The organism is uncultured Senegalimassilia sp., assembly GCF_934632265.1.
Classification (GTDB): domain Bacteria; phylum Actinomycetota; class Coriobacteriia; order Coriobacteriales; family Eggerthellaceae; genus Senegalimassilia.
In genome coordinates, this window is record NZ_CAKTYH010000005.1 from 1 (window position 1) to 23114 (window position 23114).

At 63.8% G+C, this 23114-nt stretch carries 17 protein-coding genes; all 17 read left to right on the forward strand.

The genetic code is table 11. The features are described 5' to 3' along the window. Nucleotides 1-558: 558 nt before the first annotated feature. The 17 genes from Q0H50_RS00950 to Q0H50_RS01030 all read left to right on the forward strand — a co-directional run bounded on the left by Q0H50_RS00950 (nt 559) and on the right by Q0H50_RS01030 (nt 23096). The gene (locus Q0H50_RS00950) at nt 559-1167 is read left to right on the forward strand and encodes a hypothetical protein (protein WP_294418376.1); all 609 of its coding nucleotides are present in this window, start codon (nt 559-561) and stop codon (nt 1165-1167) included. An 87-nt stretch (nt 1168-1254) separates the two neighbouring features. Further along, the gene (locus Q0H50_RS00955) at nt 1255-2352 is read left to right on the forward strand and encodes an isocitrate/isopropylmalate dehydrogenase family protein (protein ID WP_294418378.1); all 1098 of its coding nucleotides are present in this window, start codon (nt 1255-1257) and stop codon (nt 2350-2352) included. Nucleotides 2353-2698: 346 nt separating this feature from the next. Then, nucleotides 2699-5374, forward strand: coding sequence for an aconitate hydratase AcnA (acnA, locus tag Q0H50_RS00960; RefSeq protein ID WP_294418380.1), 2676 nt, complete (start codon nt 2699-2701; stop codon nt 5372-5374). 184 nt (nt 5375-5558) lie between these two features. Further along, nucleotides 5559-7565 (forward strand): Tat pathway signal sequence, encoded by a 2007-nt coding sequence (locus Q0H50_RS00965; protein WP_294418383.1) that lies wholly within the window; start codon nt 5559-5561, stop codon nt 7563-7565. A gap of 187 nt (nt 7566-7752) precedes the next feature. Next, the gene (gene rplJ, locus Q0H50_RS00970) at nt 7753-8271 is read left to right on the forward strand and encodes a 50S ribosomal protein L10 (protein WP_114620067.1); all 519 of its coding nucleotides are present in this window, start codon (nt 7753-7755) and stop codon (nt 8269-8271) included. Nucleotides 8272-8365: 94 nt separating this feature from the next. Continuing rightward, a complete protein-coding gene (rplL, locus tag Q0H50_RS00975; RefSeq protein ID WP_294416537.1) occupies nt 8366-8740 on the forward strand; it encodes a 50S ribosomal protein L7/L12 in 375 nt (124 codons plus the stop codon). Between the two features lie 362 nt (nt 8741-9102). Then, nucleotides 9103-9963, forward strand: coding sequence for a DUF4013 domain-containing protein (locus Q0H50_RS00980; RefSeq protein WP_294418385.1), 861 nt, complete (start codon nt 9103-9105; stop codon nt 9961-9963). Nucleotides 9964-9971: 8 nt separating this feature from the next. After that, on the forward strand, nt 9972-12248 hold the full coding sequence (locus Q0H50_RS00985) for a YgiQ family radical SAM protein (RefSeq protein WP_294418388.1): 2277 nt from the start codon (nt 9972-9974) through the stop codon (nt 12246-12248). A 115-nt stretch (nt 12249-12363) separates the two neighbouring features. After that, nucleotides 12364-12801, forward strand: a complete 438-nt coding sequence (locus Q0H50_RS00990) for an Rrf2 family transcriptional regulator (protein ID WP_042435389.1) — start codon at nt 12364-12366, stop codon at nt 12799-12801. A 198-nt stretch (nt 12802-12999) separates the two neighbouring features. Then, on the forward strand, nt 13000-13932 hold the full coding sequence (gene cysK / locus Q0H50_RS00995; RefSeq protein WP_294416544.1) for a cysteine synthase A: 933 nt from the start codon (nt 13000-13002) through the stop codon (nt 13930-13932). 336 nt (nt 13933-14268) lie between these two features. After that, a complete protein-coding gene (locus tag Q0H50_RS01000) occupies nt 14269-14793 on the forward strand; it encodes an HdeD family acid-resistance protein (protein WP_294418390.1) in 525 nt (174 codons plus the stop codon). A gap of 207 nt (nt 14794-15000) precedes the next feature. Beyond that, on the forward strand, nt 15001-17238 hold the full coding sequence (gene ligA, locus Q0H50_RS01005; protein WP_294418392.1) for an NAD-dependent DNA ligase LigA: 2238 nt from the start codon (nt 15001-15003) through the stop codon (nt 17236-17238). 348 nt (nt 17239-17586) lie between these two features. After that, nucleotides 17587-19221, forward strand: coding sequence for an ABC transporter substrate-binding protein (locus Q0H50_RS01010; protein WP_294418393.1), 1635 nt, complete (start codon nt 17587-17589; stop codon nt 19219-19221). Between the two features lie 352 nt (nt 19222-19573). Next, entirely contained in the window at nt 19574-20557 is a 984-nt protein-coding gene (locus Q0H50_RS01015; protein WP_294418395.1) for an ABC transporter permease, read from the forward strand. Then, the gene (locus tag Q0H50_RS01020; protein WP_294418397.1) at nt 20557-21408 is read left to right on the forward strand and encodes an ABC transporter permease; all 852 of its coding nucleotides are present in this window, start codon (nt 20557-20559) and stop codon (nt 21406-21408) included. Before Q0H50_RS01015 ends, Q0H50_RS01020 begins: the two co-directional genes overlap by 1 nt. Nucleotides 21409-21417: 9 nt before the next feature. After that, entirely contained in the window at nt 21418-22509 is a 1092-nt protein-coding gene (locus Q0H50_RS01025; protein ID WP_294418400.1) for an ATP-binding cassette domain-containing protein, read from the forward strand. Next, on the forward strand, nt 22503-23096 hold the full coding sequence (locus Q0H50_RS01030) for an ATP-binding cassette domain-containing protein (RefSeq protein ID WP_294418401.1): 594 nt from the start codon (nt 22503-22505) through the stop codon (nt 23094-23096). The genes Q0H50_RS01025 and Q0H50_RS01030 overlap by 7 nt, the downstream gene beginning before the upstream one ends. Nucleotides 23097-23114: the final 18 nt, after the last annotated feature.

Consider the following 23114-nt stretch of genomic DNA (forward strand, 5'->3'; position numbering starts at 1 on the left):
ATTGCGTCGAAGCGTGCGCTTCTCGAGCATTCTCTCAGGGAAAATCGCGCTCTGCTTCGCGATTTTATTATCAGTGTGGTGTACGCCGATTTCGGTGAACGCAATTTCATTGGCAATTTGATCAAGGCGCTAAATCGTTCGAATCTCGTACTGCCATTTGAGCTTGATTTTCGTTGAGGCATTGCGTTTCGGCTACTTCGGGAATTGCGTAGTTCTGGTCAGCAGCGAAGCAGATTGCTCATCTCTGCCTTAGTGTCGAAGCGTTTGACGAGTTACCGCGCTTCCTGATTGGACTTTGAGTCGCAAGTCCCCACTTGCGGCAAGCTGCAAGCCCCTCCACGGAATCATGGGTAACGTCTATGTGAGATCTCCCCAGCAACGTGTATGCGACCTCATCAAGGAATTGCCTATGCGCCTGAAAGAACGCCAGCTGTTTGGCCGCAAAAGCCCCTAAAACCCAGTTTACCGCCGTGTTAATTCTGCGCTGAATGCGGGGCTTGTCATGGCAAAAAGGTATAATGACCTTGGAAAATACTAGGCGGTATGGAGGATTACCACATGGCTGGAAGCATGGATGTCATCGAGTTCGTGGCGCGTGAAGCGCTTACGAACGAGGACAAGTTCAAACGATTGGTCGCGCAGCTGGGCGACTCTTCGCGTCGTAATCGACAGAATGCTGCGGGATCGCTCGCGTACATTGCGAAGGTCAGCCCCGAGCTACTCGTTCCCTATGCATCCGATCTGATTGATGCCCTTAACCGCCCTGAGGCTCAAACCCGTTGGGAAAGCCTTGATGCGCTCACCGCGCTCGTTCCTGTGGAGTCGCGCTGCACGGATAAGGCGCTTGCCGGCGCCGAGAATGCGCTGTTCGACGAGGAGAACGGGTTCGTTCGTCTTGCCGCCATGCGCTTCTTCTGCGCGTACGGCGCAACCACCGAAAAGCGCAGCGAGCACGTATGGCCGCTTATCGATGAAGCTATCCAGTGCTATCACGGCGATGTCGAGTTCAACGACATGCTGAACGCTGTTGCGGAGTTCGCCACTGGCAAGCTCTCGGAGCACGTTAAGGAAGCACTTGTTGAACGTATGTCGTTTGATGCGCATAATGGCAGGGGTGCCTTGAAGCGCAAGGCGCAAACCATCATTGACAACGTTCAAGGCCAATAAGCTTGGAACCTCGGGCTGTGCCGCGTTGCGGTGCAGCCTGTTTCTTTCAACCCGTATGCGCCGCGGCGCAGGACAGAAGGAGTGGCAATGGCACAGCATACTGTAACCTTGATTCCGGGTGACGGCATCGGCTTGGAAACGTCTGCTGCGATGCAGCAAGTCGTGGAAGCCGCAGGTGCGGACATCATCTGGGAAGTCGCTGAGGCCGGTGCGGCATGCGCCGAGAAAACGGGCACTCCGCTGCCCGATGCAACCATCGAGGCCGTGAAGCGTAACAAGGTCGCTATCAAGGGTCCGTGCACCACTCCGGTTGGAACCGGTTTCCGCAGCGTCAACGTTGCGCTGCGCAAGACGCTTGACCTGTATGTGTGCCTGCGCCCGGTGCTGTCCATGCCCGGTGCCGGCGGTCGTTATGACGACGTCGACCTGGTCATCGTCCGTGAGAACTCCGAGGATCTGTACGCGGGCGTGGAATTCGAAGAGGGCTCCGAGGCTGCTTCGAAGCTCATCAAGTTCTGCGAGGACGAGGGTGCGGGCGTTATCCGTCCCGATTCCGGCATCTCCATCAAGCCCATCTCCATCACGGCTACCCAAAACATCGTGCGCTATGCCTTCGAGTATGCGCTGAAGCATGGCCGCAAAAAGGTCACCGCAGCTCATAAGGCCAATATCATGAAGTACTCCGACGGCCTGTTCCTGCGTACGGCGCGCGAGGTGGCGAAGGAATACGAGGGCCGCGTTGAGTTCGACGACCGCATCATCGACGCCTTCTGCATGAACATGGTCATCGACCCGGCGCAGTTCGATGTGGTGGTGTTCCCCAACCTGTACGGCGACATCGCCAGCGACCTGGCTGCGGGCCTGGTCGGCGGCTTGGGCATCGCCCCGGGTGCGAACATCGGCAAGGAGTACGCCGTGTTCGAGGCCGTGCACGGCTCCGCTCCCGACATTGCGGGACAGAACAAGGCGAACCCCACTGCGGAGATCATGTCCGCGGCCATGATGCTCGACCATCTTGGGGAGCTGGAAATCGCCGAGCGTATCCGTCGCGGCGTTCGTGCCGTGTACGCCGACGGTTCCGTGTTGACGGGCGATATCCGCAAGGCTACCGGCAGCAGCGCCCCCGCGGCTAGCTGCACTGAGTTTACCGAGGCGCTCATCGCTGCCATCAAGGCTCAGGCGTAATCGTGTGGTAATCGCCGGCCGGTAATCTGCGTGAAGCGGGATGCCGGCCGGCGCCGATTGTCGGGTTTGCTCCCGCCGACGAGCGCGACTACCGGCTGCCGGCGATTTTCGAGTAGGTTTCAACTGGCACGTATGGTTGCCGGTAGGCGCCGATTTGCGACAGGGCTTCTGCTGGTAAGCGCGACCGAAGGTTAATGCCTGCAACTAAGCGGGTTTCGGCCGGCGTATATTTGTTGTCGGTAGTTGCCGACTCCCGATAGAGCTTTTACCGGTAAGCACGATGACCGGTTGAATCATGTTCGGCAAGATCGATGTCAGGGTGCGACACGCACCAAGAGGGGACGATATGAAGAACGAGAAGTTCGCCGCTACCCTTTCCGTGGGCGACGCGGCTTATACCTACTATCCGGTTGAGCAGATCGAGGGCTCCGAGAAGCTTCCCTATGCGCTGAAGGTGCTGCTCGAAAACGTGCTGCGCAACGCTGAGAGCCCTGAGGCGGCTGCCGACCTGGCCAAACGCGTGATCGAGGCCGGTTGCGCGGGCGAAGTGGGCAGCGAGGTCGAGTTCAGCCCCGCGCGCGTGCTGTTCCAGGACTTCACGGGCGTGCCGGTGTTCGTGGACTTCGCCGTGATGCGCGAGGCCTGCGCGAACCTGGGTGGCGACCCGGCGAAGATCAACCCGCAGATCCCGTGCGACCTGGTCATCGACCATTCGGTCATCGCCGACGTGGCGGGCTGCTCTTGCGCCATGGAGAAGAACATGGAGCTGGAGTTCCAGCGTAACGGCGAGCGTTACAACTTCCTGAAGTGGGCGCAGGAGTCGTTTCAGAACGTGCGCATCGTCCCGCCGGGAGCGGGTATCTGCCATCAGCTGAACATCGAGCAGTTCGCGCAGGTCGCCATGACCTCCACGGCTGCCGGCGTGGAAACGCCTGAGGGCAAGAACCCCACGGTGTACTTCGACACGCTGGTGGGCACGGACAGCCATACGCCTACCGCCAACGGCATTGGCGTGCTGGGCTGGGGCGTCGGCGGCATCGAGGCCGAGGCGGCGGCACTGGGCCAGCCGATCACCACGCTGGTTCCCAAGGTCGTGGGCGTGCGTCTGACGGGCAAGTTGTCCGAGGGCGTGGCTGCCATGGATGTGGCGCTGACGTTCGCGAAGATGCTGCGCGAGAAGGGCGTCGTCGGCTGCTTCGTCGAGTGCTTCGGCCCCGGCCTGGACAGCCTGAACGCCACGCAGCGTACCTGCATCTCGAATATGACGCCGGAATACGGCAGCACCTGCACGCTGTTCCCCGTTGACGACCAGACGCTGGCGTACCTGCGTCTGACCGGTCGCAGCGAACAGCAGGTGGCGCTGGTCGAGCAGTATGCGAAGGCACAGGGCTTCTGGAACGATTCGCAGGCGCCTGAGCGCGTGTACGCCGACGTGGTCGAGCTTGATCTGGGCAGCGTGAAGTGCAGCATCGCCGGCCCGTCGCGCCCGCATGACCGCATCTTCCTTGAGCAGGCGCAGGAGCGCTTCCATGAGATTTGCGCCGATCGCGGCCTTGACCTGGGCAAGAAGGAAACGGTCGACGTGAACGGCCAGGCACGCGAGCTGGGTCACGGCGCGCTTGCCATCGCCGCGGTGACCAGCTGCACCACCGCCACCGATCCGTCCATGATGCTGACCGCCGGCTTGGTGGCCAAGAAGGCCGCAGAAGCAGGATTGAAGCCCAAGCCGTGGGTGAAGTGCATCCTGGCACCGGGCAGTCACGCCACCGAGCTGTTGCTTGAGCGTGCTGGCCTGATGGACGGCTTGCGTGACCTGGGATTTTGCACGTGCGGATTCGGCTGCATGAGCTGCATCGGCAACTCCGGCCCCATTATGCCGGCGCTGCATGACATCGCCGACGACCTGGAGCTTGCAAGCGTGCTTTCGGGCAACCGCAACTTCGAGGGCCGCATCTCGCCCGACGTGTCGCAGAACTACCTGGGTGCGCCGGCAACGGTGATCGCCTACTCGCTGGCAGGCACCATGGACGTGGACCTGCCCAACGCCGTGCTGGGCGAGCGCGCCGACGGCACGCCGGTTAAGCTTGCCGACATCTGGCCGACCGATGCCGAGGTGGCGGACCTGCTTGAGCGTTTCGCCACGAAGGAGCTCTACGAAGAGGGCTCGCGCGGCCTGTACGACGGCGATGCCGCCTGGCAACAGCTTGGCAGCGAGCCGTCCGACACGTTCGCGTGGGACGAAGCCTCCACGTACGTGCGCCGCGCGCCGTACTTCGACGGCATGGGCGCGCAGCCTGCGCCGGCCGAGCCCATCAAGGATGCGCGTGCGCTGGCGTTCCTGGGCGACTTCATCACCACCGACCACATCTCGCCCGCGGGCAGCATCGCGCTGGACTCCCCGGCGGCGAAGTACCTGGAGGAGCGCGGCGTCGGCCCGGCGGACTTCAACACCTACGGCGCCCGCCGCGGCAACCACGAGGTCATGATGCGCGGCACGTTCGCCAACGTGAAGCTGTCCAACAAGCTTGCGGAAGGCAAGAAGGGCGGCTGGACGCGCGACTTCATCAAGGACGAGATCGTCCCGCTGTTCGATGCGGCCATGGGCTACGAGCAGGCCGACGTGCCGCTGGTCGTGGTTGCCGGCAAGATGTACGGCAGCGGCAGCTCCCGTGACTGGGCGGCGAAGGGCCCCATGCTGCTGGGCATCCGCGCGGCGTTTGCGGAAAGCTTCGAGCGCATCCATCGCTCGAACCTCATCGGCATGGGCGTGATGCCGCTGCAGTTCGAAGAGGGCGAAAGCGCCGATAGCCTGGGCCTGGACGGCTCCGAGCAGTACACGGTCGGCGCTGTGGACTTCTCGAAGGGCCTGCCCGAGCCGCGCGTGGTGGACGTGACGGCGAAGAAGGCCGACGGAACCGAGATCGCCTTCAAGGCGACGGTCCGCGTGGATACGCCTACCGAGGGCAAGTACTTCGAGCACGGCGGCATCCTGCAGTACGTCCTTCGCCAGCTGGCGAAATAGGGGCGGTGGCCAAACGCGGAGCATCGCCAGGGGAGCGCCGCGCTTCCTGGAAGGGCGCGGCGTTGACCGGCCGTCATCGCAACGAATATCAAAGGTAACGGAACGCGTTCGGTTTCAAGGGAAGCTGGACGCGTTCCGCTACAATGTGGAACATCGTTCGTTTATCAATGGAGAAAGGGATGCCGTGAAACAGACATCCGGTTTTGAGTCGCTCATCGATGCCCTGAAGCAATCGGGCTTCGACATGGGCGCAGGTTTTGGGGGGCCCGCAGGCGGTGCCTCCGGCGAGGGGGGCGCCGGCAGTTCGTCGGGCAACGGCTCCGGCGGACAGGGTTCCGAAAACCCGTTCACCGCGTTCAGCGGCGGTCGCGGCAACAAGGGCGGCAACGGCGGGGGCATCCCCGAGTTCTCGTTCGGCGACAAGATGGGGCAGATGGGCAAGAAGGCGCTCATCATCGCCGCGGTGCTGGTGCTGCTGATCGTGGCGGCGGCCTACTGGTGGTTCCATCCGCCCATCAACATCCACAGCGTGGACACGTGGATGTTCGTGGTCGTGTTCATCCTGCTGCCGCTGTTCCTGCTGTGGAACGTGAAGTCGCGCACGTATGAGACGGGCAACAGCAAGGTGGATCCGAACCGCACGAAGGCGAAGGCGTTCAAGGTAGCGTCGTGGATTCCCGTGGCCATCACGCTGGTCGGCGTGCTGGGCGCCGTGGCATCGTTGTCGGTGTTCCCGGGCAACGCCGCCAAGTACGCCAGCGTGCTGGATACGCAGGACGCCGACTTCGCGCAGGACATCCAGCAGGTCGACTACTCCGAGATTCCCATCATCGACCGCGATTCGGCGGCGTTGCTGGGCAATCGCGCCATGGGCAACATACCCGAGTACGTCAGCCAGTTCGAGATTGCTAACACGTATAGCCAGATCAACTACCAGGGCACGCCCGTGCGCGTGAGCCCGCTGGGCTATGCCGACCTGTTCAAGTGGCTGACGAACCGTGCCGAGGGCATCCCGGCGTACGCGCTGGTGGACATGACCACGCAGGATGCGCAGATTGTGAAGCTGGGCGACCGCGCCATCTTCTATTCGCGCTCCGAGCCTTTGGCGCGCAACATCGACCGTTACGTGCAGCTGAAGTACCCCTTCTATATGTTCGATGAGAAGTCGTTCGAGATCGACGAGGACGGCCAGCCCTGGTGGATCTGCCCGGTGCAGACGCGTACCATCGGCCTGTTCGGCGGCACCACCATCGAGCGCGTGGTCATGGTGAACGCCACCACGGGCGAGTGCACGGACCTGGCCATCGGCGACGTGCCCCAGTGGGTCGACCGTGCCTATCCGGCCGAGCTGCTCATCCAGCAGTACAACTGGTCGGGCAAGTATCAGGACGGCTGGCTGAACAGCTGGTTGGGCCAGAAGAACGTGGTGCAGACCACGCCGGGCACTGATGGCAACGTGGGCTACAACTACATCGCCAAGGACGATGACGTGTGGGTGTACACGGGCGTGACGTCTGCCACGGCAGACAACTCCATCGTGGGCTTCGTGCTGGTGAACCAGCGCACGGCGGAATCCCATTACTATCCGGTGGCGGGCGCTACCGAGGAGTCGGCCATGCAGTCGGCCGAGGGCGCGGTGCAGAACCTGCGCTACTCCGCAACGTTCCCCATCTTGATCAACGTGTCCGAGCAGCCGACGTACTTCATGGCGCTGAAGGATAACGCGGGCACTGTGAAGAAGTTCGCGATGGTGGACATCCAGCATTACCAGAACGTGGCAACGGGCGACACGGTCGCGGAAACGCAGAAGTCCTACCAAGCCATGCTGGCAACCAGCGGAACGCTTTCCGGCGATGCCGCGGAGGCCAACACGCAGGAGCAGACGGGCGCGATCCGCAGCATGACGCAGGCGGTCCTGGACGGCAACTCCCACTTCTACGTGACGCTGGAAGGCGTTGACGGCATCTATGATTTCGCCTTGCCCGCGCAGCTCGGCATCGTGGGCTATAGGGAAGGCGATACCATCACCTTCAAGTACATCGTCGGCGATACCACGAATTCCGTCCAAGAACTTGTTGACACGCAGAATAAATCTGATACTATAGATAAGTCATCTTCTGAGCAGGCCGCAAAGACGGTTGAGCAAACCGCGGAAACGGCCGACCAGCAGAAGACGGAGCAACAACAATAGTTCCGCTGCCCGAGACAGCAGGCACCGAAAGGTTCAATCGCAAGTAATTGCGGCCCGCCGAGGTGGTTGTTAAGTATCGCACTTCAACGACCCCTGTGTCTTAGGACGGCAGGGGTCGTTCTTTTTCTCAAGCGCGACTCCACCCGCATGGGGCGGAACCCGAGTTTGAGAAGAAGGAGGTGTAACAATGCCGAACGCAAAGAACCAATCCATGCTGTCCGCGATCAAGGAAGATCTGGAGGGTGCGGGTGCTGTGTGGGTCGTCGACGCCTGCGGTCTGACCGTCAAGGAGGTCGAGGCTCTGCGCAACGCAGTCCGCGAGTCCGGTGCCTGCATGAAGGTGTACAAGAACACCGTTATGCGCATCGCTCTGTCCGAGTCCGAGCTGCCTACGCTGGATGACATGCTGCATGGCCCGAGCGCATTCGTGTTCGCCGGTTCCGATGTGGCTGCTGCCGCGAAGGCCGTCAAGGAATTCGCCAAGTCCAACGAGAACCTGCAGATCAAGGGTGGCTTGATGGAGGGTGCTGCAGTCAGCGCCGCAGAGGTGGAGGCCATTGCTTCCCTGCCCTCTCGCGAGGAGCTGTACGCTCACATCGCCGCTGCCATCAACGGTGTGGCTCAGGGTCTGGCAACCGCTATCAACGGTGTGCCGCGTGGCCTGGCACAGGTCGCAAAGGCCGTTGCCGATCAGAAGGTTGCGTAAGCAAGCTTCTTGCGGCATAAGACGTGCCGCGTAATACATTTGAAATTTCGGCTGGAACATAAGGATGGTCCAGCCCCTTTGAAAGGAAACTAACATGGCTGTTTCTCGCGAAGAGATCATCGAGGCTCTGAAGGAAATGTCCCTGCTCGAGGCTTCTGAGCTGGTCAAGGACATCGAGGAGACCTTTGGCGTGTCCGCTGCTGCTCCGGTTGCCGTTGCTGCTGCTCCGGCTGCTGGCGCTGCTGCCGCTGAGGAGAAGTCCGAGTTCGACGTCGTGCTCGAGGGCTTCGGCGACAACAAGATCGCTGTCATCAAGGCTGTCCGTGAGATCACCGGCCAGGGCCTGAAGGAAGCTAAGGAGACCGTCGAGGGTGCTCCTTCCACCATCCAGGAGGGTGTGGCCAAGGACAAGGCTGAGGAGATCAAGAAGGCTCTGGAAGAGGCCGGCGCCGCTGTGACCCTGAAGTAAATTCAGTCTTCCGACTGCTTTTACAGGACCCGCTGCTTGCAGCGGGTCCTTTTTTGTTTGGGCATATGCTGCAAAGGGGTGCGTCAGAATGCTCGGGTTCGATTGTGGGCTGTAACTGGGAGGGGTTGTTGTCGGCCTGAGTGGCGGTCGGGCTTTGGGGCCCCGGCATGTGTCCAGGACAGAGTGGGCATGCGCGCGCAGAGTCGGTCGTGTGAACAGGGGGGCGTGAACAGGCGACGCGTTTCTGCTTCGGAACGCAACAGAATGGTTACGGATGCGGCGTTGCCTGCGTAGGGCGTGTAACGTTCCGGGATGACGATTAGGGTAGATAGCGTGAACAGCTACGACGGGAAGGATGCGCCATGCAGACAGGGTATTTCAGCGCCGCATGGAACGATGTGAAGAGCTCGCAAGGATGGCTGGGCAAGATGTTCTTGCTGGGCCTGATCGCGTTCATCCCGGTATTCGGTCCGGTGGTGCTGTTGGGCTACGCGTTTGGCTGGGCGCGCGATATCGCATGGGGCGTGCATATGCCCATGCCGGCGCGCATCTTCGGGAATGAGGATGGCTTGCTGTATCGCCGCGGGCTGATCGTGCTCGCCATCTGCATCGTCTGCTGCGTGGTGATTCCTGCTGCGCTTGAGGGTTGTTGGGACGCGCTTGCGGGGCGCGGTCTGAGCAACGTTTCGCATGCCGTCTGGGGCGGTGCCGGCGGTGCTGCGATAGTGAACCCGGTGTATTCCCTGTTCAGCCTTGCGGTCTCGCTTGCGTCCGTCATGTTCTTCCTGGTGGCCTCCATGCGTGCGAGCATTTACGGCAGGTTGGGGCCTGGCTTTCAGGTTCCTCGCTTGTGGGCTATGATGCGCCACGATGCGAAGGGCTTGCTGCGGGTTCTCGGGCTTTCCATTGTGCTTGCCATCGTGCCTGCGGTGGTGACGGGGATCGTCGGATCGCTTTTGGTTGGAGCCGCTATCAGCGTGGGGGCGTATGGGTTGTTCTCGAACGCTGCTGCGCCTGACATGATGTTTGTCGTTACCGCGGGTATGTGCCTAGTCGTCGTCTGCCTTGCCTTGGCTGTGGTGGTTTCGGCGGCATCGGCGTTCGCGGTGGTGATGCAGGCGCGCGCCGTGGGATACTGGACACGGCAATTCGACGTTCCGGCATGGCGCGGTCAGGATGACCCCATGCCGTTCGAGATGGCGTCCAACGGGGCGCCGAGATAGGCGGTTCCGTGAAACAAGGGAATAGAAGCCAAGGGTCGCGCGGCGTATCCGGTGGGCAAACCGGCAATCGAAGCGGCAAGCCGTCGCGTCGCGGCGGCGCGAAAGGCGGCGCGGCTCATCGCGGCTCGGAGAAACAGGTAAAGCAGGCGAAGCCTCAAGCTTCTCTGCCGCCGCGTAGCGCGTTTTTGCCGGTGAGCCGTTCCGATATGGAGGAGCGCGGTTGGGACTGCTGCGACTTTGTGTTCGTGTGCGGAGATGCGTATGTCGACCATCCCTCGTTCGGCATGGCCATCATCACGCGTTTGCTTGAAGCAAACCACTATAAGGTGGGCGTGATCTGCCAGCCCGATTGGCGCGACCCTGAAAGCATCACGGTTCTGGGGAAACCCCGGCTGGGGTTCCTGGTTTCCGCCGGCAATATGGACTCGATGGTGAACCACTATACAGTGGCAAAGAAGCACCGCAGCACCGATGCGTTCTCGCCCGGCGGCGAGATGGGGCTTCGGCCCGATCGCGCGGCGGTGGTCTACGGCAACCTGATTCGCCGCACGTATAAGGATGTCCCCATCGTGCTGGGCGGTATCGAGGCATCGCTTCGCCGTTTGGCTCATTATGATTACTGGTCGGACAAGTTGAAGCGTTCGATCCTGCTCGACTCCGGCGCCGACCTGGTCAGCTATGGCATGGGCGAGCGCTCCATCGTTGAAATCGCCGATGCGCTGGCGGCCGGCCTTGACGTGTCCGACATCACGTTCATCGACGGCACGGTGTATCGCGCGAAAACGCTTGAGCACGTGTACGATTACGAGCTGCTGCCCTCGTTCGACAGCATGCAGAAGGACCACCTCGAATACGCCCGCAGCTTCAACGTGCAATACGGCAACAGCGATCCCTTCATGGGAAAACGCCTGGTGGAACCCTATTCCGACCATGAGTTCGTGGTGCAGAACCCGCCGAGCAAACCGCTGACCACCTCGGAGATGGATGCGGTGTACCGCCTGCCGTATGCGCGCGCGTACCACCCCATGTACGAGGAGGCAGGCGGCATCCCGGCCATCCGCGAGGTGAAGTTCAGCCTGACCAGCAACCGCGGATGCTTCGGCGAGTGCGCGTTTTGCGCGCTGACGTTCCATCAGGGGCGCATCGTGCAGGTGCGCAGCCACGAGTCCATCGTGGAAGAGGCGAAGCAGATGATCGCCGACCCGGAGTTCAAGGGCTACATCCACGACGTGGGCGGCCCTACGGCGGACTATCGCCAGCCTGCGTGCGATGCGCAGCTGCGCCGCGGCGCGTGCCGCAACAAGCACTGCCTCTCGCCGCAGCCGTGCCGCAAGCTGAACGCCGACCACACGGACTATCTGCAGCTTTTGCGCGAACTGCGCGAGCTGCCGGGTGTGAAGAAGGTGTTCGTGCGCTCGGGCATCCGCTTCGATTACGTGCTGGCCGATTGCAACAAGGGTGAGGCGTTCGTGCGCGAGCTGTGCGAGCACCACGTGAGCGGGCAGCTGCGCGTGGCTCCCGAGCACGTTTCCAACGCGGTGCTCGGCGTGATGGGCAAGCCGCAACATCAGGTGTACGAGAAGTTCGTGAAGCTGTTCCAGCAGGCCAACGATGCCTGCGGGCTGAAACAGTTCGTGGTGCCGTACCTGATGTCCTCGCACCCTGGAAGCACGCTCGACGAGGCCATCGAGCTGGCGGAATACGTGCGCGACATGGGGTTCAACCCCGAGCAGGTGCAGGACTTCTACCCCACGCCGTCCACCATGTCCACGGCCATGTACTTCACGGGCGTCGATCCGCGCACCATGGAGCGCGTGTTCGTGCCGAAAAGTCCGCATGAGAAGGCGTTGCAACGCGCGCTCATCCAATATCGCGATCCGAAGAACCATGAACTGGTGATGGAGGCGCTGCGCAAGGCTGGCCGTACCGACCTGATCGGATTCGGGCCAAAATGCCTGATCAGGCCCTATAAGGGCGAAGGCGGGAACGGCGCCGGCGCGAAGAAGGGCGTGGCGGGTGCGAAGAACGCGACGCGCGGGGCGAAGGGCCGCGAAGGCGGCCAGGGCCAGGGCGGCAGGAACGCTTCCGGCTGCCGTGGCGCGGCTGGCGACGGTAAGCGCGGCGGCGCTGCGGGCGGGTCCGGCGCACGCGGTCACGGCGCAAGCGGAGCTGGCGCTCGAGGTGGTGCAGCGGGCGGCACGAACGCCGGCAAGCGCGGCGGTTCCCCGAACGGCGGACGTGGCGGCAAAAGCGGCGGCGCGCGCGGGAAAGCGCCCCGGCGCTAGCTGAATCACAGCATATTCCCTAGGCGGAGAGGGTATAATGTAAGGGTTGCAATCAACGGCGTCGGCGTCTAGGCCGCTGGCGCTTTGCCTCTGTGGAAGAAAGGCGGCAGCGCGCATGAAAATCTCAACGAAGGGCCTGTACGCGGTTCGCTTGATGCTGTATCTGGCGGAGCACGACGGCGGTGGCCCCGTGTCGCTGAAGGAAGTGTCCGAGTCGCTGGGCATCTCGAAGAAGTACCTTGAGCAGATCGTGTCGAACGTGGTCACGGCGAAGCTGGTGCGCTCGGTGCGCGGTGCCGCCGGCGGCTATCAGCTGGCCAAGCCCGCAAGCGTGATCACCGTGCTGGATGTGCTGCGGGTAACCGAAGGCTCGCTTGCGCCGGCGTCGTGCCTGGAGGATGACACCTTCGACTGCAATATGCCGGTTCCCTGCATGGAGCTGGGCGTATGGCGCGGGCTGTACAAGGTTATCAACGAGTATCTGGGCGGTATCACGCTGCAAAGCATCATCGACGAGCATTCAGCGGTGGCGGCGGACAGCTATTCGATCTAAGGGAAGGGCGTGAGCTTTCGAGCTTGCGCCCTTTTCTCTATTCACCTGGGGAAACGGTATATAACCCACCAATCCGCCGGAAATACGGGATAATATTTCGAAATAGATATTGACATTGCCTAGAGACATAGTAGGATAACAGGCATGAAAACGGCGTTCCGCACGTGGCAATCAACGGCGGACAAGCGAGAGAGGAACATCATGGCCATCTACAAGAGCGTGTCCGAGTTGATCGGCGGCACCCCGCTGGTGGAGCTGTCCAACTACGAGAAGAACCATAACCTTGAGGCCACCATCGTGGGCAAGGTGGAGCTGTTCAACCCGGCAGGGTCGGTGAAGGACCGTATCGCGAAGGCGATGCTCGACCAGGCCGAGGCCGAGGGCAAGCTGGATGCCGACACCGTCATCATCGAGCCGACCTCCGGCAACACCGGCATCGGCCTGTGCTCGCTGGCCGCCGCTCGCGGTAATCGCATCATCATCACCATGCCGGAAACCATGTCGGTCGAGCGTCGCAACCTCATGAAGGCCTACGGCGCCGAGCTAGTGCTCACTGACGGCAGCAAGGGCATGAAGGGCGCCATCGCCCGCGCATCCGAGCTGGCCGAGGAGATTCCCAACTCGTTCATCCCCAGCCAGTTCACGAACCCGGCGAACCCCGCCGTCCATGAGCGCACCACCGGCCCCGAGATCTGGGCTGACACCGACGGCAAGGTGGATATCCTGGTCGCCGGCGTGGGCACCGGCGGCACGCTTTCCGGCACGGGCAAGTACCTGAAGTCGCAGAACCCCGACATCAAGGTGGTCGCCGTCGAGCCCGCCGGCTCCCCGGTGCTGAGCGAGGGTCATGGCGGCGCGCACAAGATCCAGGGCATCGGCGCAGGCTTCGTGCCCGATACGCTGGACCAGTCGGTCTACGACGAGGTGCTGCCCATCACCGATGAGGAGGCGTTCCAGGCCGGTCGCGAGCTGGCGGGCAAAGATGGCCTGCTGGTGGGCATCTCCTCCGGCGCCGCGGTTGCCGCCGCAACGAAGCTGGCGCAGCGCCCCGAGAACAAGGGCAAGCTGATCGTGGCGGTGCTCCCCGACACCGGCGAGCGTTACCTGTCCACGGCGATGTTCAACTTCTAGGGAAGGCAAAACGCCTGTTTTGCGGCGAAAGGCCGCGGGCTGGCGAACATGAGAACTCGGCGAAGGCGCCCCGCTCCAGGTGGAACGGGGCGTTTTGCGCGTTAGGCGAGCTTTTGCGGCGCTGTGGGCTACGGTCCTGTTACAGTTCGCCCGCCGATTGCCGCTGCCGCGCGACCTTGGGTACAATAAAGGAAAGCGTGGGGGCGGGGGAACCCGTTCAACACGAGAGGGACGGGAGAAGCCCGTTCAGCGTGAAAAGGGCGGGAAAGCTCGCCTGGTGCGATATCGGCGGGAACGCCCGTCTCGCACGAAAGGTTATATGGAAAGGGGCGCATCATGAGCGCGAGCAAGCATGATTGGGGATTGATCTTCGCGGGCGTCGCCTTGGCGGCTGCCGGATTCTTCTGCATGGTGGCACCGGGGCTGACCATCGTGACCATTGCGGCCGTGGTGGGCGCGTTCTTCCTGGTGGCGGGCGTGTTCGACATCATCAGCTACATCAGGCTGCGCAACATCTTGCCGCGCAGCGGATGGGAGCTCGCCTATGCCATCATCGATGTGCTGCTGGGCCTGATCTTCTTGCTGCATCCGCTTGCGTTCTCCGCGGTGGTGCCGTGGCTGGTGGGCGTGTGCTTCGTAGCGTTCGGCGTGTTCGAGATCTTCGCATCGGTGAAGGCGCACGGCTGGGGCGTTCCGATGTGGGGATGGGCCCTGTTCAGCGGCGTGCTGAACGTGCTGTGTGGCATCGCGTTCTTCGTCATGCCCCAGATGCTCAGCATCTTCCTGGCCGTTATCCTGCTGGTGCGCGCCGCAACCCTGATGGTATACGGCTGGAACGCGGGCCGCTATATCACGATGTAGCGTGTAAGCTGCGTCGGATTTAGGCCGGCGTTGTGCGCGCGTGATAAAATCGCAACGGAAAAATGGGCCTCGGGCATGTGCCCGAGGCTTTCTTGTCGGCGGGCATCGTGCGGTTGCGCGGCGTCGTGCCGGACGAAGTGGCGGATGGAGCTGCGAACGGGGCGGCGGACGGAGCTGCGAACGAAGCAGCGGGCGAAAGGGCTTGAGATGGCGAACGAGCAGGTGGGCGGCCAGATGGACGACCAGGCGAATGGGCGACCGGACGACAAGGCGGGCAGCCAGGCAAGCGGCCAGGCGAACGACCAGGTCATCGAGCAGCAGTCCCTGTTGAGCGGGGAGGCGCTGGCGGAGGCGACCGGCGATTCGGCGGCGCGCATCGAGGCGCTGCGTCGCGAGATCGAGCACAACAGCTACCTGTATTATGCCAAGGACGCGCCCGCCATCAGCGACGCCGCGTTCGACTCGCTGATGCACGAGCTGCGAGCGCTCGAGGCGGCGCACCCCGAGCTCATCGACCCGTCCAGCCCCACGCAGCGCGTGGGCGGTTACGTGGGCGAGCAGTTCGCGCCGATCCAGCACGAGCGCCGCATGTACTCGCTCGACGATGCCATGGGCGCCGAGGAGCTCGACGAATGGCTGGCGCGCGTCAAGGAGTTCTTCGGCACCATCCCCGAGCTGGTGTGCGAGCTGAAGATCGACGGCTCGTCGGTGGCGTTCACCTACGAGGGCGGTCGTCTGATCCGCGCGGCCACGCGCGGCGACGGAACCACGGGCGAGGACATCACGGTGAACGTGCGCACGGTGAAGGACGTGCCGCTGCGCCTGCGCGACGGCGCCATGGCCGGCATCCGCGACGTCGATGCCTCCATCGAGCTGCGCGGCGAATGCTACATGCCCAAGACCAGCTTCGAGTCGCTCAACGCCGCCGCCGAGGCCAACGGCAAGCAGCCGTTCGCCAACCCGCGCAACGCCGCCGCCGGCAGCCTTCGCCAGAAGGACCCGCAGATCACGGCGCATCGCGACCTGTCCACGTTTGTGTACGCCGTGGGCGATGAGCGCAAGCTGGTGGCGGAAACGCAGTGGGACCTGCTCAAATGGCTTGGCGAGGCGGGATTCCACGTGAACCCCGACATCGCGCTGGTGAGCAGCGTGGAAGAGGTGCACGAGTTCTGCCGCAAAAGCCTGGAACGCCGCGACGCGCTGCCTTACGACATCGACGGCGTGGTGGTGAAGGTGAACTCGTTCGCGCAGCAGGAGGCCATGGGCTACACGGCGCGCGCGCCGCGCTGGGCCATCGCGTTCAAGTTCCCACCTGAGGAGAAGACCACGCTTTTGCGCGACATCACCGTGCAGGTGGGGCGCACGGGCAAGCTGACGCCGGTGGCGGAGATGGACCCGGTGCTGGTGGCGGGTTCGACCGTGGCCCGTGCCACGCTGCACAACGAGGACGAGGTGCTGCGCAAGGACGTGCGCGTGGGCGACACGGTCATCGTGCGCAAGGCCGGCGACGTGATCCCCGAGGTGCTGGGCCCCGTGCTCAGCCTGCGCCCGGCCGACGCGCAGCCCTGGAGCATGCCCAAGGAGTGCCCGAGCTGCGGCAGCCCCGTGGTCCGCGAGGATGGCGAGGCCGACTACCGCTGCATTTCCATCGATTGCCCTGCTCAGGCGCTTGAACGCCTGCTGCATTGGGCTAGCCGCGGCGCCATGGACATCGATGGCATGGGCGAGGAGATCGTGCGCCGGCTGGTGGAATCCGGCCGCGTGAGCGACGTGGCGGACTATTACACGCTCGACGAGGTGGAGCTGGCTCAGCTGCAAACGGGCCGCACGAACAAGGAGGGCGAGCCCATCTGCTTGGGGCAGACCATCGCGAAGAAGCTGGTGGCGGCCATCGACGAGTCGCGCACGCGTCCGTTCGCCCGCCCGCTGTTCGGCCTGGGAATGCGCCACGTGGGCAAAACCATGGCCGAAACGCTGGCGCGCGCGTTCCCGAGCATGGATGCGCTGATGGCGGCCACCGAGGAGCAGCTGGCGGCGGTGGACGGCGTGGGCCCGAAGATCGCGCATTCCACGTACCTGTTCCTGCGCACGCCCGACAACGTGCAGGTCATCGAGCGGTTGGCGAAGCACGGCGTGCGCCTGGCCGACGACGCAGACGCGGAAGCCGCCGACGCGCTGCCGCAGACGCTCGAGGGGCTGACGTTCGTGCTGACCGGCAGCCTGACGCAAAGCGGCATGAAGCGCGACGAGGCCGGTGCGGCGCTGAAGGCCCGCGGTGCGAAGGTGTCGGGCAGCGTGTCGAAGAAGACGAGTTTCGTGGTAGCCGGCGAGGCGGCGGGCAGCAAGTACGACAAGGCCGTGGCGCTGGGCGTTCCCGTGCTGGACGAGGCGGCGCTGCTGCACATCATCGAGACGGGCGAGGCGCCGGAAGCGGACGGGGAATAGGGCGCGGCCGCTTCTCGGGACGCTTCGCCGGGTGTTGCCGGTGCGCGCTGCTTGCGAGCGCTATTCGCGAAGTTTGCCCGAACGAGAATCGACCGGTTGCGGCGCGCGTCTGCCAGCGGCCGTCCCACCTGGGCGTTCCGCTGGGTGGGGCGGCGGCGCAAATCTACCGGATGCCGGAGTTTCGGGGCCGTTCGCATGAAGGAGTTACGAATTTGGCATTCGTAACATCGAATCAGCGGCCGCGCCTGCTATAGTGTGTTACGGATTAACACCTCGTAACACCAGGCAGGCGCGCAATGAAATCGCAGACGTCGCGCGCCTTCGCCTGGTCGATGAAAGGAATTCTTGATGAAGAGCTTCTCCAGGCGTACGTTTTTGCAGGTGGCGGGCGTAAGCGCCGCTGCAGTGGGCTTCGGCGGCGTGCTGAGCGCCTGCGCCGGCGGCTCCGATGCGGGCTCCGGTACCGCCGCTAGCGGGGAGCACGCCTCTCAGGTTACCGTTTCCATGCCGGTGAGCAGCGAGCCTGCTGCTGGTTTCGATCCGTTCGTTGCCTGGGGCTGCGGCGAGCATGTGCATGAGCCGCTTATCCAGTCCACGCTTCTGACCACGAAGGCCGACATGGGCTTCGAGAACGATCTGGCAACGGCCTATGCTTGCAGCGACGACGGCCTGACCTGGACGTTCGCCATCCGCACCGACGCCAAGTTCACCAACGGCAAGCCGGTTACCGCCCATGATGTGGCCTACACCATCAACGGCGTGGCCAACAACGAGGCCAGCGAGTGCGATCTGACCATGGTTGACAACGCCGTCGCCGTTGATGACGAGACCTGCGAGATCCACTTGAACAAGCCGTTCAACGCGCTGCTGTACACGCTGGCGGTCATCGGCATCGTGCCTGATGGCGGCCATGGTGCCGACTACGGCAGCAACCCGGTGGGCAGCGGCCGTTACATGCTCGAGCAGTGGGATCGCGGCCAGCAGGTCATCCTGAAGGCCAACCCCGACTACTACGGCGAGGCGCCGAAGATCGAGCGCGTCGTGGTGGTGTTCATGGAAGAGGACGCCAGCCTGGCCGCCGCCCGTTCCGGCCAGGTGGACGTTGCGTTCACGTCGGCCACCTTCGCCAACCAGCAGCCGAAGGGCTATGACCTGCTGAACTGCGCTTCCGTCGATTCGCGCGGCATCTCCCTGCCCACCATCGCTCCGGGCGCTACCAAGAAGCAGACGGGCGAGGAGTATCCCGCCGGCAACGCGGTCACGCAGGACCTGGCGCTGCGCCGCGCCATCAACTACGGCGTGAAGCGCCAGACGCTCATCGACAACGTGTTGAACGGTTACGGCCAGATCGCCTATAGCGTGGGCGACAACATGCCCTGGTCGTCCGATGCCATGAAGTGCGAAGAGGACCTTGCGCGCGCAAAGGCCCTGCTCGACGAGGCGGGTTGGGTGCCCGGCGCCGACGGCGTGCGCGCCAAGGACGGCGTGACGGCCGCGTTCGACCTGTACTATTCGTCCTCCGACTCGGTGCGCCAGGCTATCGCCATGGAGTTCGCCAACCAGATGAACGAGCTGGGTATCAAGGTGTCGCCGAAGGGCGCAAGCTGGGACGACATCTACCAGCACCAGTTCAGCGACCCGGTCGTGTGGGGTTGGGGCTCCAACAGCCCGATCGAGGTGTACAACCTGAACTACTCCACGGGCAACGGCAACTATTCCTGCTACGAGAACGCTGCGGTGGATGCGCACCTGAACGCTGCGCTGACAAACCCCGTGGTCGCCGATTCGTATGACGAATGGAAGCTGGCCGTGTGGGACGGCGAGAACGGCGTGGCGCCGCAGGGTGATGCCACGTGGGTGTGGTTCGCCAACGTCGACCACCTGTACTTCGTGGCCGAGGGTCTGAAGGTTGCCGAGCAGAAGCCGCATCCGCATGGTCACGGCTGGTCGATTGTGAACAACGTCGATAAGTGGAGCTGGTAGCAACCGGCTGAACGCCGCAGGGGCGGGGTGCGTGAACGCACCTCCGTCCCCTGTTCGCTGTTCACCGGTGGGGGCGGGGCTTGCCGTAGGGCTTGCCCCGCTTTTGCGGTTCTTGCGGCTTGGTTTCGGGCGGCGCTTGCGTCTGCCGGAAGGCGGGCCGGCATCAGGCCGCAGGCCTCTTCGGCGACCGGGGGGTTTGGGCTCGGGGGCAGAAGGGATTCCGGGCGGCCGTTTGCCTGCTCGAAAGTGGGCCGGCAGCAGGTCGTAGGCCTCTTCGGCAGCCGAAGGGGTTTTGAGCTCGGGAGTCGAAGAGCTTCCGGGGTAGGTTTCGAGATTTGGGACATAAGTAGGTATGACGAAGTATCTTGCTCGACATATCGTGCGGTTCGCGCTGCTCATGTTGGCGGTGGGGCTGGTGGTGTTCGCGCTGGTGAGCGCCTCGCCCATCGATCCCGTCCAAGCCAACGTGGGGCAGGCCGCATATGTGAACATGTCGGAGGCCAAGCGCGCGCAGCTGGCCAGCTATTGGGGCGGCGACGTGCCGTTTTGGGAGCGTTTCGCCAACTGGGCGGGCGCGCTTTTGCATGGCGACATGGGAACGTCGCTCAGGTTCAATGCGCCGGTGTCCGAGGTGATCGCGCATCGCGCTGCTAACTCGCTGGCGCTCATGGGCATCGCGTGGCTGGTCAGCGGCGTGCTGGGCTTCGTGCTGGGCGTCGTCGCCGGTGCGCGTCGCGGCGGCGCGGTCGACCGTATGGTTCGCTGCTATTGCTTCCTGCTGGCGTCCACGCCCACGTTTTGGCTGGGTTTGCTCATCCTGATGATCTTCGCCGTGCAGCTGGGGTGGTTCCCCATCGGATTCTCCGTGCCCATCGGCGTGTCGGCTGCCGACGTGACGCTGGCCGACGCGGCGCACCACCTGGTGCTTCCCGCGCTCACGCTTTCGGTGACGGGCGTGGCGAACATCGCGCTGCACACGCGCGAGAAGGTGGTCGACGTGCTGGAAAGCGATTACGTGCGCTTCGCGCGCGCCCGCGGCGAATCCGATCTGAGCGTGGTTTTGCACCATTGCCTGCGCAACGTGGCGCTGCCGGCGGTCACGCTGCAGTGCGCGTTCATCTCCGAGATCTTCGGCGGCTCGGTGCTGGTCGAGCAGGTGTTCTCGTATCCGGGCCTGGGGCAGGCGGCCGTCACCGCCGGCCTGGGCGGCGACGTGGCGCTTCTGGCCGGAATCGCCCTGGTCAGCGCCGCGTTGGTGTTCGGCGGCAATTTGCTGGCGAATATCCTCTACGGCGTTTTGGATCCGCGCATGCGCGTGAGCGAAGGGAGAGCGTAATGGAAAACGTGCTCCATGCTCCCGCCCAGCGCAGGGCAGGCAACCGCATGGCCACGCTGGCAGCGTGCGTTTTGGCGGCTTTTGCGCTGCTGGCCGTGGTCGCGGCGGGCATTGCTCTGTACGGCCAGGCAACGGTCACCGATTTCACCGCGAAGAACCTGGCGCCCTCGCTTGAGCACCCCTTCGGCACCGACTGGATGGGCCGCGACATGCTGGCGCGCACGCTGGCGGGCCTTTCCACTAGCGTGCTGGTGGGCTTGCTGGCGGCAACCGTGTCGTCGGTGATCGCGCTGATCCTCGGATGCGCCGCCGCGCTTGGCGGCAAGCGCGTGGACGCCGTGATCAGCTGGGCGATCGACCTGATGATGGGCGTTCCTCACATCGTGCTTTTGGTGCTCATCTCGTTCGCGCTGGGGAAGGGCTTTTGGGGCGTGACCATCGGCGTTGCCGTGACGCACTGGGCCAGCCTTGCCCGCGTGGTGCGCGCCGAGGTGCTGCAATGCCGCCAATCGAAGTTCGTGGAGGTCGCGCGCAAGCTGGGGCAAAGCCCGGCGCGCATCGCGCTTCGCCATATGGTTCCGTATGTGCTGCCGCAGTTCGTGGTGGGTTTGATCTTGCTGTTCCCGCATGCCATCCTGCATGAGGCATCCATCACGTTTTTGGGCTTCGGCCTGCCGCCCGAGCAGCCGGCCATCGGCGTGATTTTGAGTGAATCGATGAGCTATCTGTCCACGGGCGCCTGGTGGCTGGCGGTGTTCCCCGGCCTGGCGCTTATGGCAACGGTGCTGTTGTTCGACGTGACCGGGCAGAACCTGCGCAAGTTGGTCGACCCGCATACCGCGCAAAAGTAGGTAGGGAAGATGATGACGAAAACGAACGGCGGTGCGCCTATGGAGGCGTCGTCGGCGGGTAAGGCCGCCGAGCTGGCGCACGAGCGCACCGCGCACGAGGGTGCGCAGCTGCACCATCATCATGCGCATGCGGCAACGTCGAGCCACGGCGGCGGGCACCATCTGCTGCAGGTGGAGGACCTGAGCGTGAGCTTTCGCATGTACGACGAGGACGCGCCGTATTTCCAGGCGAAACAGCACGATGTGCAGGTGCTTCACGAGCTGAGCATTGCCGTGCACGCGGGCGAGATCGTGGCCGTGGTGGGCGCGTCGGGTTCGGGTAAGACGCTTCTGGCCGATGCGGTTTTGGGCCTGTTCGAGCCCAACGCCACGGTGACGGGGCGCATCTGGTTCGACGGCGAGCGCATGGATGCGGCGGGTTTGCGCGCGCTGCGCGGGCATGGGCTGTCCCTTGTGCCGCAAAGCGTGAGCCATCTGGATCCCATGATGCGCGTGGGCAAGCAGGTCGAGGGTTTTGCGAACGACCTGTCGAAGGCTGAGCGCAAAACGCGCCGCGAGCAGCTGTTCGCCCGCTATGGGCTGGGGCCCGAGGTCGCGCGCCTGTACCCGCACGAGCTGTCGGGCGGCATGGCGCGCCGCGTGCTTCTGTGCTGCGCGCTCATGGATTCGCCGCGCGTGATCGTGGCCGACGAGCCCACGCCCGGCCTTGACCTTGACCTGGCGGTTCGCGCGCTCGACGACTTCCGCGCCTTCGCCAACGAGGGCAACGGTGTGCTGCTGATCACGCACGATATCGAGCTGGCGCTGCGCGTGGCCGACCGCGTGGCGGTGTTCAAGGACGGAACCGTGGTGGAGGAGACGGCTGTGGCGAGCTTCGCCGACCCCAGCTTGCTGCGCCATCCGTTCACTCGCCAGCTGTGGCATGCCCTCCCCGAGCACGATTTCGCCGTGGGCGAAAGCGTGGGTGGGAAGGCACCGGAGTCGTCGCCGGTGCGCGATGGCGAGGAGATGCCGACGCAGGTTCGCGAAGGCGAGGAGACGTCGACCTCAGCACGCGCGTGCGCGGGCGGTTCGGACGGGAAGGAAGGTGGCGCGTGCTAGAGGCCAGAGACATCACGTTCGGGTACCCGGGCGCAAAACCCCTGTACAGCGGATTCAGCCTGCAGGTGGAGCCTGGCGAGCGCGTGGCGTTGCAGGCGCCCTCGGGGTTCGGCAAAACCACGCTGTGTCGCGTGCTTGCCGGGTTTGAGCGCCCGCAAACCGGTCAGGTGCTGATGGATGGGCAGCCGCTCCCGCGTCGCGGCGTGTGCCCGGTGCAGCTGATCCAACAGCATCCCGAGCAGGCGGTGGACCCGCGCCTGCGCATGCGCAAAACGCTGGCGGAGGCGGGCGAGGTGCCGCAGAAGCTGCTTGACGACCTCGGGATCCGCGACGAATGGCTGCAGCGTTATCCGCACGAGCTGTCCGGCGGCGAGCTGCAGCGCTTCTGCATCGCCCGCGCGCTGGCCACGAGCCCGCGCTACCTGATTTGCGACGAGGTGTCCACCATGCTCGACGCGGTCACCCAAGCGCACATCTGGCACGTGCTGCTCGACTACGCCGCGCGCGAAAACGTCGGCATGCTGCTGGTGTCCCACACCCCCGCGCTAACCGCCCGGATCGCAACCCGAGAAGTCGCGCTAGCGTAACGTAAACGCAAACCCGGA